Here is a 12,321-nt window from a genome sequence, read left to right as displayed (position 1 = left end):
CGGAGCTCGCCACGGCTTGCGTGGAAGATGGAGAGAGGGTCACGGGTTTGCTTTGGACGAGAGGCTGCCGACCGCATGCACGATCGCCACCGCCAGCAGATTGATGATCAGCGCCACCAACCCCGTATACAGCGAGACCGAAAACGATCCCCACGCGTAGTGATGGATCGGCTTGAGTCCATCCGACCAGATCAGCCAGGTGCCGCTGGCCATGCCGGCGATCCACCCGATCAGCAGGCAGCGCGCGGCGACACGCGAGGCGAACAGGCTGAACATCAGTGCAGGGAAGGTCTGCAGGATCCACATGCCACCCAGCAATTGCAGGTCCAGCGCAAAATGCGTGGGCAGATACAGGATGGCCAGCAGCGCGCCCACCTTGACGACCAGCGACGCGATCTTCGCAACACGCGCTTCCTCTTGCGGGCTGACCGCCGGATTCACATAGGCCTTCCAGAAGTTGCGGGTGAACACGTTGGCCGCGCCAATGCTCATCACCGCGGCGGGCACCAGCGCCCCGATGCCGATGGCGGCGAAGGCAAAGCCCGCGAACCAGCTGGGGAACAGCGCCTTGAACAAGGCCGGCACGACATCATTGTTGCTGGCAAGCTTCAGATGAGCGGCATGCCCCATGTAGCCGAGCAGGGCAAGCAGGCCTAGCAGCAAGGTATAGGCCGGCAAGAGCATCGCGTTCTTGCGGATGGTGTTCGCGCTCTTGCTCGCAAAGATCCCGGTCAAGGTGTGCGGATACATGAAGGCTGCCAGCGCCGAACCCAGTGCCAGCGAGGCATAGGGCATGAACTGGGCCGGATCCAGCAGGATGCTGCCGCTGCCCTTGTCCTTGAATGCCTGCGCGGCGGCATCGAAGACAGCGCCATAACCGCCCAGCTTGCTGGGAATGACGGCCACCGCGGCGATCACCGCAATATAGATGAGGATGTCTTTGACGAAGGCGATCAGCGCCGGCGCGCGGATGCCGGAGGAGTAGGTATAAACGGCAAGTATCACGAACGCGATGATCAGCGGAATTTCGCCATTCAATCCCAGGGCGGCAAACACGGTCGCCATGCCCACCAGCTGCAACGCGATATACGGCATGGTGGCGATGACGGCGGTGATCGCCACCGCCAGCTCAAGCGCACGCGAACCGAAGCGGCCATACACCACATCCGGCGCCGTGATATGGCCGTGTGCCTTGGCGTTGCGCCACAGCACCGGCATCACGGCAAACACGAACGGGTAGACGATGATGGTATAGGGCAGGGCAAAGAAGCCGTAAGCGCCGACGGCGTAGACCAGCGCAGGCACGGCAATAATCGTATAGGCCGTATAGAAATCGCCGCCGACCAGAAACCAGGTGATCCAGGTGCCGAAACGGCGACCGCCCAGACCCCATTCATCCAGGTTGGTCGGTTCGGACGATTGCTTCCAGCGCGCGGCCAGAAAACCCATCACGGTGACGAGTGCGAACAGTGCAGTGAAGACGCCGATGGCGACAAAGTCGGGCTCAGTCGTCATGACGCGATTTCCCATAGACGATCCAGAGCAGAATGACCGTGATCGGCACCCATAGCAGCTGGTACCAGTAGAAGAACGGAAAGCCCAACAGCGCGGGCTCGGCCTTGTTATAGAACGACACCCAGAGCAGCCCCAGATAGGGCAGCAGCAGTAGCAGGGAAATCAGGCGAGCGCGATCACGAGCCATGCAAACACCTCATCGGGGGCGGCCATCGCTGCGTCCTTTGCACCGATAACCGCGAATGCCATGCAGCTGCCTTCCACTCTATGACGCCATGCGCAAGGATCGAATAGCCACGAATCGATAGTCAGTCTTCCGTGAGCAGCAACAATCCCGGTGCTCCGCCACGCAGCCTCAGGCCTGCGCCATGCGCATGCGGTGGCGATCCAGAAACTGCAGGGTGAGATCGGCCACTTGCAGCACCTTGGTATCCATCGCGAAATGGCCGGCGTCCAGCAAGTGGACCTCCGCCGATGGAACGTCGTTCTGGTAAGCCCAGGCACCGGGTTCGACGAACGACGGATCGTATTTTCCCCACAACACCAGCAAAGGCGGCTGCTGTGCCTTGAGATAAGCCTGCCACTGCGGATACGAGGCCACGTTCGTTCGGTAATCGTAGAAAAGATCTTCCTGGATGCGGTCCTGGCCGGGTCGGTTCAGGAAGGCGGATTCGTCGGTCCACAGATCCGGGTCGTACAGTTCGGTGTGGGGATCGGTTCCGAGGTGACGTTGTCTGGCTGCCTCGAACGAGATCAGATTCGCGCGCAACTTGTCGGCAAAGGCATGTCGGTCGGCCCAGTATTGACGACGCGTTGCCCACAGTGGCCCGAGGCCTTCTTCATGCGCCACGGCATTCTGGATCACCATCGCGTGGATGCGCTCGGGATGCATAAGCGCGAGCCGAAATCCAACCGGGCCGCCATAGTCCTGCATGAACAGCGTGTAGCGTTGCAGGCCCAGTTGCTTGGTAAACGCTTCGATGACCGACGCAAGATGCCCGAATGTATAGGCGAAGATGGCGGGGTCGGGCGCATCGGAGTGTCCGAAACCCGGATAGTCGGGAGCAATCACGTGGTATCGCACCGCGAGCATCGGTATCAGCTTGTCGTACATCCTCGACGACGACGGAAAGCCGTGCAGCAGGAGCACGCCGGGTGCGCTCTTGCTGCCGGCTTCGCGATAAAAGAGGTTCAAGCCTTGGACCTGAACGCTCTGGTACGTCGTCATGGCATTCACTCGTGTGCTGATCGCGCTCTGTGTGGATCAGCAAGCCGAGTGATTAGACGCGATGCGCCGTAAAGCTTACGTCGATGCGATGCGCACGTCCGTCGACCGCTCGCTCAGCGTCCACAACCGTTCGGCAGCCGCGGGATCGGTCGCCCACGGGCGAACACCGCTCGACAAGGTCGCCTGACCTGCCTCGGTGGCCTCGGTGTCGGGTGCAAGTTCAGCAATATCGCAGTCCTCGCAGTAGACGCCGCCCAGGCCATCCAGTTGCGCACTGGTGGCTGCCCATACGCTGGTCGCCGCGCCTTGCGCCACGCTCTTGAGGCCCAGCGAGAGGTCGACCACCGCCTGGCCGTGTTCGTCGATGGCGCCGATCTTCCGCAGTTCTTCCGCGCTCATGTGTCGGGCCAGGTCGGTGACGATGCGGCCCGGATGGACGGAGAAGGCGCGCACACCGTGGGGCGCACCGCGCGTATCCAGGCCCACGGCGAACAGCGCGTTGGCCGTTTTGGATTGGCCGTAGGCGATCCAGCGGTCGTACTCGCGACGCTCGAAATTCGGATCGTCGAAATCGATTGCCGCATATCGATGCCCCAGCGACGACAACGCGACCACGCGGGCGCCGTTCGCGCGCACCAGCGCCGGCCACAGGCGCGCGGTCAGCTGGAAGTGTCCCAGGTGATTGGTAGCCAGTTGCATCTCGTAGCCGCGTGCATCGCGCATCAGCGGGCAGGCCATGATGCCGGCGCTATTGATCAGGATATGCAAGGGCGAGCCGGAGGCCACGAAGGCTGCCGCAAACGCATCGATGGACGATGGGTCGGACAGGTCCATCGTCGCGATCTCCACGTCCAGGCCGGCCAGGGCGGTCTTGGCTTTTTCGAGATCGCGCGCCGGCACGATGACGCGCGCACCCGCCGCGCGCAATGCGCGCGCTGTCTCGGTGCCGATGCCCGAGTAGCCACCGGTGACGATGGCGGTCTTGCCGGTAAGGTCGATGCCGGCCAGCACGTCCTGCGCCGTGGTGGCCGCGGAAAAGCCGGTATGGATGGGGGCTTGCAAGCTGGGCATGGGGAGGGTTCCGGTGAAGGTGACGCCTAGTCTAGACATCGCGCCTCGTACGATGAATGCTTGAAAATCCCTGATACATGCCCAATCGTTCAGGCATGCTCAACGATCCGCTTTCCGATGTGCTCAAGCTGGCGAATGTGCAATCGCTGGTGACCGGCGGTTTTATGGCATCGGGTCCATGGGCGATTCGTTTTCCTGCGCCGGGCAAGCTCAAGTTCTTCGCGGCGGTGCGCGGCGCCTGCTGGTTGCAGCTGGAAGGCGAGGCGAGTCCGTTACGGCTGGAGCCGGGCGACGTGATCTTGCTCGCCCTCAGGCGCAACTTCGTACTGGCGAGTGATTTGACAGCAACACCACGCGCCTCGCATGAGCTGTTTGCAAATCGCAGCGAGCCGATGGTGGCCGTGGATGGGGTGAATATTGACGAGGCCGAGGTGGTGCAGATCGGTGGCCATGTGCATCTGCATCCTTCCTACGGTGCCTTGCTGTCGGATGTGCTGCCGCCGTATATCCATGTGCATGGCTCGGCGCCGGAGGCACAGGCCTTGCGCTGGATCCTCGATCAGTTGCTGCGCGAGCGCGCCGACTTGCCGGGCTCGGGCCTGGCCACCATGCAGCTGGGCTATCTGCTGTTTATCCAGGTCTTGCGTGCGCATCTGGCGGCAGGCGGCGCGTTGCGTGCCGGCTGGTTGCGGGCGGCGACGGACGCACGTCTCGCGCCGGCTCTGCGATTGATCCACGGCGAACCCGGGCGCGCCTGGCGACTGGATCAGCTCGCGCGTGCCTCGGCCATGTCGCGCACCAGCTTTGCGACGCACTTCAAGGCGGTGGCCGGCGAAGCGCCGCTTTCGTATCTCACGCGCTGGCGCATGCGATTGGCCGAGCAGGCGCTGCGTCGCGGCGATGCGCCGGTGGCGACGCTGGCGCAAACGCTGGGCTATGCCTCGGAGAGTGCGTTCAGTCATGCGTTCAAGCGCGTGGTCGGTCTTTCTCCGAGGCACTATGGCGAACAGCTGCGCGATATGGGCGAAGACAACGATGCCCGGGCCGCGGTAGCCGTCGACGGGCTATAGATATCCGCTCTATGCCTCGGTGCGTACCTTGTGCGGCGGGCCAAGATAGGGAAACTCGCTGAGCAGATCCTTGTGCGGTCCCACCTTGTCGCCCGGCACCTTGCCGTTGGTGATCAGCGGCAGGAACACATCCATCACATCGTCGGTCAGGCCTCTCCCGTTGCGGGGGTAGGACGCCGGTTGTTCGGGATCGTAGCGAAGGATGTCCGGCAGCAACGAGCTCGCTACACGTTTGGCCTCTTCCGGGGTGTAGCCACCGGTGTGTTCCAGTGAGTGCGCAAAGGTGGGAATGAAGCGGGCGTCCTCGGCCGGTTCGCTGGCGAGATAGAGACTCTTCTGATCGCCCGCGAGAAAGACTTCCTGCGATGGGCGCGCCGCGCGATCGGCTTGCACCCAATGTCCATCCACCCGATTGAGCGTGCGATGCCACAGGCCCAGCTGGCCCGTGCCGAGTGCGGTGTTAGGCACTTCAAGCACGATGCTGCATACATCGCCCTCGGTAAAGAAGTCGTCGCCGGTGAACTGGAAATTGTTCAGCGCGCCGCGCGTGTCGAAGAAGAAGGGATCGCTGCGCCAGCCGGCAAAGAAACGGTACTCGCCAGCTTCCGTCACCACAGCCATGGGCCCTGTCGACACGGGCGCCTCCTCGACGATCAGCGTGCCGCTGTCGCCGATGCCCGCAGCCTGCGCGCCCTCAAGTCGGCGCAACGTGGCGGCCAGGGCCCAGCCTTTGCTGGAGAAGAAGCGCACCTGGTACGAGATATTGGCGACGGCATCGCCGTCGGTATCGATCTTCAGTTCATAGATCGCATCCGCCGAGAAAGGCTCGTTGGTGGTGGGTCCTTCGGGATTCACGCCTACCGACGGATGCACGTTCATCACCAGGATGGACTTGTCCGAGCTTCCTGGTTTGGGAAAGGCATACAGGTCGGTGAGATTGAGGCGGGCATCGCCATGGGGAAACCCGAAGTCCGGGCCGGGATAGTGGTGCGACATGATTGACCGCCTGTGCGTGATGGAGGGATGCATGGCGCTGCCCGCGCCGTTTCATCAGGCGCATGCGTCTTCATGACGACATCAGGGCGTATCGCACGCACGCAAACGAACCACTGGATGCTGCGCTGCGTGCGCAGGGCAAGCAATTATGCGGAAGTATGGGTTGCGGTGGATGTCAGGGGCAGCTCTAGTAGGGCGATGCACTCCGCGCACAGCCCATGCCGACATCTCCCCGAGACTCTCCGACCAGGCGTCGCACACGCCCAGGGTATCGGCATTCGCAAGAAGCTGCATTTCATCTATGCCGTGCTGATTATCTTCAATGTGGGTGTGTGGATATGGGCGATTGCCGCCCTGCATGCGAGACCGTCGTTGCTTGGCGTGGCCTTGCTGGTCTATGGCCTTGGCCTTCGTCACGCCATCGATGCCGACCATATCGCCGCCATCGACAATGTCACGCGCAAGCTTATGCAGGCAGGACAACGCCCGGTGTCGGTGGGTTTCTGGTTTGCGATGGGGCATTCGACCATCGTGGTGCTGGTCACAGTGTGCGTGGCCTGCGCGACGCGTTCCCTGGCGGTGTTCCAGCATCTGCGCAACCTGGGCGCGGCGATTGGCACGTCGGTGTCGGTGGCCTTCCTGCTCGCCATCGCGGTAATGAATCTCGCCATCTTCCTGTCGATCCACAAGAGCTATCGGCAATATCGCAACGGCGGCGTATATATCGAGGAGGACCTCGATCGGCTGCTGCATCAACGCGGCTTTCTGGCCCGTATTTTTCGACCGCTGTTTCGCCTGGAGGCGCGCAGCCATCACATGTTTCTGCTCGGGCTGCTGTTTGGACTGGGGCTGGATACCTCAACCGAAATCGCGATGTTCACGGTGTCCGCGCAGGAGACGGTCAAGGGCGTGTCCATCATGGCGATCCTCGTATTGCCCGCTTTGTTTGCCGCCGGCATGTCCCTGATCGACACCACCGATGGCGTGGTGATGCTGGGCGCGTATGACTGGGCATTTGTGCGGCCCCTGCGCAAGCTCTACTACAACATGACCATCACCCTGGTCTCCGCCCTGGTTGCGATCATCGTGGCGGGCACCGAGGCGATGGGATGGCTGGGCGAAACGTTTCGCTGGCAGGGCGCGGCGTGGAAGATCATCGGCGCACTCAACGATCACACCGACAGCCTCGGCTTTGCCGTGATCGGCATGTTCGCCCTGGCCTGGACGTTGTCGTATCTGATCTATCGCGCGCAGCAGCCAGCGGGCGTCGAGCCGCCTCTACGCAAACGCTAGTCGCTCAGGCGGATGCCCTGAACGTCACCACCATTACATCGCGATGCGCGGCTTCGTCAGCCACCAGCGGTCGCACCGGCGTCACGCCGTGGAAAACGCTGGGGTCGTGGATCAACGCCGCGTCCAGCGGATGGGTGAGGGTGAAGTCGCCAAGCAAGCGCCCATCCGGCGCATGGATGGTGGTGGTGCCGCTGGCGATATTGTGGCGGTCGATCAGCAGCACCAAGACGTAGTCGACGCCATCGCGATGGCTGCCTTCGGGCGTGGGCTCGCCCGCGGCATCGCGGGTGGCCTCGATGCGGAATTGATGCACTTCGATATGCCAACGAGGCACAGCTGGTGCGAGCGAGCCGAAAAACGCATGGCAGAAGTCGAGAATGCAACGCATGCTGGCGCCCGCGACGATCGAGGGAACGACCGGCTCGAACCATCGTTCGATATCGCCCTGCAGTGCGTTGTACTGCAGCGCCTGAAAATGCGCTTGATGCGCTTCCGGTTTGACGCCCTGTGCCGTGGCAGAGAACGTCGCGTGCCGACGGCGGCGGAAGCGTCCCTTCGCGGCCAGGTAGGGGTCCGGTTCCAGCTTGTTCCAGCTGTCCACGAAGGCCGGCCAGTCCGACAACTCGCCTACTGCAGTCAGCAGCGGCTGCATGCGGTCGGATGCCGCAAAGGCGAAACCATCGCGGCTGACTTCAGTCAGGAGCGTCGATACGGGCAGATCGGCGGGATTGAGCATCCGCCCATGATAAGTGATCCGGGCATCCGCACCTACCGTGTGCTTCCCGCGTCAGGCGTCCTGCAAAACGTTCATGCCCTTGATCACCGCGGGGCGCGCGGCAAGCTGCGTCATCCAGCGATCCATGGCCGGGCGCCTGGCGCGGGCATCGCCCAGCAGGCTCGGGTTGGCAGTAATCACGGCCGCCACCCACGGATAGATCGCGATATCAGCGATGCCGTACTCGTTGCCGCCCGCATACGCTGACTGCGACAGGCGTTGCTCGAGCACATCGAGCAGGCGATTGGATTCGGTGAGGTAGCGATCGATCGCCAGCGGAATCCTCTCCTTCGCGCGGTTGGCGAAGAAACCAAGCTGGCCGAACATCGGTCCTACACCACCGACCTGCCAGTTCAACCACTGCAAGGCGGTGTAGCGCGCTGAACCGCTGGTGGGCAGCAGCTTGCCGGTCTTGTCTGCGAGGTACTGGAGGATGGCGCCGCTCTCGAACAGCGTCAGGCCATTCTCGCGATCGACCATCGCCGGTATCTTGCTGTTGGGCGATATCGCGACGAAGTCGGGCAGGAACTGCGCGTCGTTGCCGATATCCACCGCATGCACCCGATACTCCAGCTGCAGTTCTTCCAGTGCGATGACCGGCTTGCGGCCGTTCGGTGTTTTCCAGGTGTAGAGATCGATCATGGGGCGCTCATCGATGATGGCTGGGCAGCCGCTGATGGTAGGTCATGCAATGGCGCACATAAACGCGCTGTGAAACACTTCTATTGATACCTGGGGTAACAAGCCCGCGGGGTGCTCAGGCAACCTGCTGCACCAGGAAATCGATGAAGCTGCGCACGCGCAAGGGCAGGTGACGGCCATGCGGGTAGAGCAGGCTGAAGGGTCGCGATCGTCCACCGAAAGTCGGCAGCACCGCCACCAGGCGGCCATCACGCAAGTCGTCTTCCACGATGAAGCGGTAAGTCTGAAACAGGCCGGCACCGTGACGCGCAAGCGTGACGCCGCCGAGCACATCTTCGGACAAGACATAGCCGCCATCGCCGGCGATCTCGACATCCTTGCCCTGATCCCGGAACAACCATGGAATGCGCCGACCGCTGCTGGGCAAATCAAACTGGATGCATTCGTGCCGGTTGAGGTCGTCCAGCACGGCAGGCGTGCCGCGCGCGGCCAGGTAATCGGGCGACGCCACGACGACGAGTTCGGCATCTTCGAGGTGGCGGGCAATCAAGGTCGAGTCGGCGGGTGCGCGCACGCGGATGGCCAGGTCGTAACCCTCTTCGGAAAAATCGACGTTGCGATTGCTTACATGCACTTCCAGCTGCACTTCCGGATGCTGTTCGCGAAACGCGGGCAGCAGCGGCAGCAGCCGGTAGTGGGCGTAGGTGGTCGGCACGCTGATTCGCAGCGTTCCGACGGGGCGCAGCTGCTGGCCCGTGGCCATGCGTTCGGCTTCGATCAGCTGGGCGAGTGCCTGCCGGCACTCTTCGAAATAGGCGCGACCGACGTCGGTCAGGCGGATCTGTCGGGTGGTGCGCACGAACAGCCGCACGCCCATGCGCTCTTCGAGTCGGGCGACCGAGCGACTGACCGCGGCGGGCGTCACACCAGCCGCAGCAGCGGCGGCGGTAAAGCTGCCGAGTTCACCAGCCAGGCAGAACAACTCGATGCTACCCAGCAGCACATCATCAAATTGGCGACGCATGATTCATTACGCCACGTATCAACTGAAATGCATTGAACCACATTTATGGCTATGGAACGCAGGAATACAGTGGACGCCTTGTCAAGCATTCGAGGCAGCAAACATGAAACTCATCCTGGTCGCCGACCCCATGTGTTCCTGGTGCTATGGCTTTGGCAAAGAGGTCACGGCGTTGCGCGAGGCCATCCCGGGCCTCGAGCTGGAGGTGGTCGTGGGCGGTCTGCGCCCCGGTGAAACCGACGTGATGCCGAGGCAGCAGCGCGTCGCACGGCTTGAGCACTGGTCGCGCGTGGAGGCAGCCAGCGGCCTGCCATTCAATCGCGAAGCCTTTCTTGCCAACGACCATCTGGTCTACGACACCGAGCCGGCGTGCCGCGCCGTGGTCACCGCACGACGACTGGCGCCTGCGATCGATCAGCTCGAGGTGCTGCGCGGCATCCAGCGTGCGTTCTATGTCGACGGGCGCGATATCACCAAGGGCGAGGTGCTCGCCGAGGTGGCATCTGCCGTCATGGGCGCGCTGGGTTTTGCAACCACGCCGGGGGATTTCCTCGCTGCCTGGCAATCGGCCGAGGCCGTGACGGCAACGCAGGAGGATTTCCTGCAGGCGCGTCGCTGGGGCATCTCCAGTTTTCCATCTTTGCTGCTGGAAGATGGCGATAGACTTTATAGCGTCGCGCCAGGGTATATCGACGCGCAGCAGCTGATCTCGCGGGTGCGCACCGTGACCGGTTCGCGCCTGGACACCAAGGTCGGATAAGGCGACGCGCATGACCCACGATCAGGCAGTACTCGAACTGGCCAACCGGTACCTGCGCAGCATCTATGAGGGCGACACGCAAGCCTTGCGCGAGGTGTTCCTGCCCGATGCGCGTGTCGAGGACCTGGTGACGGGCAGCTTCCGCTCGCGCACGGCCAGTCAATACGTGGAGGCTGTGGGCTCTCGTCAAAGCCCGCACGCGGCAGGCGAAGCGTTCACCATGAGCGTGCTGTCCATCCACGTGCTTGGCGACATGGCCACGGTGACGGCGGAGCTGCGTTTTCTCGGCAACCACTACTACAACGTGCTGTCGCTGCTGCGTTGTGATGACCGGTGGCGCATTGCGCACAAGCTGTTTGGCCCACCGGTGTGACGATCACTGCGTGCGATCGACGATCGGCAGGGTAAGTTGATGGTCGATCACCGACTGTGGTCGTGGGCTTCTCTTGCCGCATGCGCCTGCTGAAGCCTGGCATCCATGCGCACCAGCTCGGCCAGCGAGCCGGCCATCATCTTGCGCATCACCTGGCCGCGATGGGCTTTGACGGTGATCTCGCTGATGCCCAGTTCAGCGGCAATCTGCTTGTTGAGCAAGCCCACCACGACCAGCGCCATCACCTCCCGTTCGCGCCGGCTCAACGATGCCCGGCGCTGCTCGAGTACCAGGATGTCGAGCTCCTGCTCGAGCGTGGCGCGGCTGTGCGCGATGGCCTGGCGGATCGCCTCCAGCATCACTTCGTTGTCGAACGGCTTGGTGAGGAATTCCGCTGCGCCCGCCTTCATCGCGCGCACCGTCGTGGGAACGTCCCCGAATCCGGTGATGAAGATGATCGGCATGTCGATGCGGTCATGGCCGATGGCGTCCTGCACATCCAGCCCGTCGAGATCCGGCAACGATATGTCGAGGATCAGGCAGCTTGGTGCGAACACGCGCGGGCGCGCCAGAAAGGCCTGGGCGGACGCGAACGTCTCCACTTGCCAGCCTTCCAGGCGAATCATCGCCTCGAGCGCTTCGCGCACGGACAAGTCGTCGTCGACGACGAAGATCACGGGCGTAGCAGACGGGATAGGAGGGTGCGCGGAGTCCCGGTCCGGTGCATGGGGCGGGCGCATCGTTATCTCCGATGGCAGAGGCGCCCCTGTCGCGCGGTTCAAGATGACATGGGGCCGCAACCTGCACGGATCCGCACGTGGCTCACGCAGGCAATCGACGGCGGCTTCAAGTTGATGAGCACGACATCAATCGCCTGCAACCTCGGTTCTACGCTGCGTTCCATGCGTTTTCAATGTGATTATTTTCACTGTATCAAGAGTGAAACGCTTCTTGATCGGCAACGCGAAGGCAGATCGCCAGTCGCCACCGAGCAGTCGCGCTTCGACGGAAGGCTGTCGATGCAGCGCTTTCCAAGGCTTTTTTCCCGGGAAAAATGATACCCAGGTACAATCGACGGGCGTGCTGGATCGACTTACATTCACCTTCGGTTGGCCGGCAATCCGTCGGGGCCGACGTGCAAGCGCAGCGGTGAATGACTATGTATCTGGTCAAGCCACGCTCATCGTTCAATCCCATGCCGGTGCCTATCCGCTGGAGCAAGCCCAGCGGCAACTCGCGTGTCATCGACCGCGTGGGGCAATACCAGCTCCTCCAGTTGGCGCTGATGATCGAGCCCGACGAGATACGCATCTCGGAGTGGTGGCATCAGACGCCTATCGCCGAACTGGGCGGCGATACGGCCGATGCGCTGGTGTCGCAAGGCATGCAACATCTCGTTGAAGCCTTCCTGCTCGCCATCCTGTTCGGCGATCGCGGCTGACCCATCGGGCAGGGCATTCGCGGCAAAACATGGTCTTTAGCCCATGCCTGCCGTACAGGCGGCTGGTGACTGCGGAAATTTGTTCCTGAGTGTTCGGACCAGCGCGGACCTACAGTCCGCCATGGGGACACCC

At 62.6% G+C, this 12,321-nt stretch carries 15 protein-coding genes; 6 read left to right on the top strand and 9 right to left on the bottom strand.

From position 1 onward, the window contains the following. Window positions 1–39 precede the first annotated feature (39 nt). The 4 genes from mctP to AC1DKY_RS02845 all read right to left on the bottom strand — a co-directional run bounded on the left by mctP (window position 40) and on the right by AC1DKY_RS02845 (window position 3,814). Window positions 40–1,515, bottom strand: coding sequence for a monocarboxylate uptake permease MctP (mctP, locus tag AC1DKY_RS02860; RefSeq protein WP_441602212.1), 1,476 nt, complete (start codon window positions 1,513–1,515; stop codon window positions 40–42). Continuing rightward, entirely contained in the window at window positions 1,505–1,702 is a 198-nt protein-coding gene (locus AC1DKY_RS02855; protein ID WP_441602211.1) for a DUF3311 domain-containing protein, read from the bottom strand. The genes mctP and AC1DKY_RS02855 overlap by 11 nt, the downstream gene beginning before the upstream one ends. Window positions 1,703–1,870: 168 nt before the next feature. After that, window positions 1,871–2,743, bottom strand: coding sequence for an alpha/beta fold hydrolase (locus AC1DKY_RS02850; protein ID WP_441602210.1), 873 nt, complete (start codon window positions 2,741–2,743; stop codon window positions 1,871–1,873). 75 nt (window positions 2,744–2,818) lie between these two features. Then, entirely contained in the window at window positions 2,819–3,814 is a 996-nt protein-coding gene (locus AC1DKY_RS02845; RefSeq protein WP_441602209.1) for an oxidoreductase, read from the bottom strand. A 77-nt stretch (window positions 3,815–3,891) separates the two neighbouring features. On the opposite strand from AC1DKY_RS02845, the gene AC1DKY_RS02840 reads away from it, so the two are divergent. Further along, on the top strand, window positions 3,892–4,884 hold the full coding sequence (locus tag AC1DKY_RS02840) for an AraC family transcriptional regulator (RefSeq protein ID WP_441602208.1): 993 nt from the start codon (window positions 3,892–3,894) through the stop codon (window positions 4,882–4,884). 9 nt (window positions 4,885–4,893) lie between these two features. Here AC1DKY_RS02840 and AC1DKY_RS02835 read toward each other — a convergent pair whose 3' ends face one another. After that, complete coding sequence (locus AC1DKY_RS02835) at window positions 4,894–5,880, bottom strand: DUF4331 family protein (protein WP_441602207.1); 987 nt, start codon at window positions 5,878–5,880, stop codon at window positions 4,894–4,896. A 306-nt stretch (window positions 5,881–6,186) separates the two neighbouring features. Between AC1DKY_RS02835 and AC1DKY_RS02830 the strand changes: the two genes are divergently transcribed. Continuing rightward, the gene (locus AC1DKY_RS02830; protein ID WP_441602206.1) at window positions 6,187–7,173 is read left to right on the top strand and encodes a HoxN/HupN/NixA family nickel/cobalt transporter; all 987 of its coding nucleotides are present in this window, start codon (window positions 6,187–6,189) and stop codon (window positions 7,171–7,173) included. Window positions 7,174–7,177: 4 nt separating this feature from the next. On the opposite strand, the gene AC1DKY_RS02825 is transcribed toward AC1DKY_RS02830, so the two are convergent. The 3 genes from AC1DKY_RS02825 to AC1DKY_RS02815 form a co-directional block, all read right to left on the bottom strand. Further along, window positions 7,178–7,909 carry a 2OG-Fe dioxygenase family protein gene (locus AC1DKY_RS02825; RefSeq protein ID WP_441602205.1) on the bottom strand — a complete coding sequence of 244 codons (732 nt, stop codon included), beginning with the start codon at window positions 7,907–7,909 and terminating at the stop codon, window positions 7,178–7,180. A gap of 51 nt (window positions 7,910–7,960) precedes the next feature. After that, complete coding sequence (locus AC1DKY_RS02820; RefSeq protein ID WP_441602204.1) at window positions 7,961–8,590, bottom strand: glutathione S-transferase N-terminal domain-containing protein; 630 nt, start codon at window positions 8,588–8,590, stop codon at window positions 7,961–7,963. Window positions 8,591–8,705: 115 nt separating this feature from the next. After that, complete coding sequence (locus AC1DKY_RS02815; protein WP_441602203.1) at window positions 8,706–9,614, bottom strand: substrate binding domain-containing protein; 909 nt, start codon at window positions 9,612–9,614, stop codon at window positions 8,706–8,708. A gap of 103 nt (window positions 9,615–9,717) precedes the next feature. Here AC1DKY_RS02815 and AC1DKY_RS02810 point away from each other — a divergent pair, with 103 nt between their 5' ends. Then, window positions 9,718–10,374, top strand: a complete 657-nt coding sequence (locus tag AC1DKY_RS02810; protein WP_441602202.1) for a DsbA family protein — start codon at window positions 9,718–9,720, stop codon at window positions 10,372–10,374. Between the two features lie 10 nt (window positions 10,375–10,384). After that, window positions 10,385–10,747, top strand: coding sequence for a nuclear transport factor 2 family protein (locus AC1DKY_RS02805; protein ID WP_441602201.1), 363 nt, complete (start codon window positions 10,385–10,387; stop codon window positions 10,745–10,747). Between the two features lie 47 nt (window positions 10,748–10,794). Here the strand turns inward: AC1DKY_RS02805 and AC1DKY_RS02800 are convergent, their stop codons facing one another. Further along, window positions 10,795–11,424 carry a response regulator transcription factor gene (locus AC1DKY_RS02800; protein ID WP_441602200.1) on the bottom strand — a complete coding sequence of 210 codons (630 nt, stop codon included), beginning with the start codon at window positions 11,422–11,424 and terminating at the stop codon, window positions 10,795–10,797. A 111-nt stretch (window positions 11,425–11,535) separates the two neighbouring features. Between AC1DKY_RS02800 and AC1DKY_RS02795 the strand changes: the two genes are divergently transcribed. Both AC1DKY_RS02795 and AC1DKY_RS02790 read left to right on the top strand, forming a co-directional pair. Continuing rightward, entirely contained in the window at window positions 11,536–11,805 is a 270-nt protein-coding gene (locus tag AC1DKY_RS02795) for a hypothetical protein (protein ID WP_441602199.1), read from the top strand. A gap of 95 nt (window positions 11,806–11,900) precedes the next feature. Continuing rightward, window positions 11,901–12,188: a hypothetical protein gene (locus AC1DKY_RS02790; RefSeq protein WP_441602198.1), complete on the top strand. Its 288-nt coding sequence runs from the start codon at window positions 11,901–11,903 to the stop codon at window positions 12,186–12,188. Window positions 12,189–12,321: the final 133 nt, after the last annotated feature.

The sequence above is a fragment of the Dyella sp. 01N448 genome, from assembly GCF_056399225.1.
The sequence above is the reverse complement of the archived record's forward strand: the minus strand, read 5'-3'. Positions and strand labels throughout refer to the sequence as shown.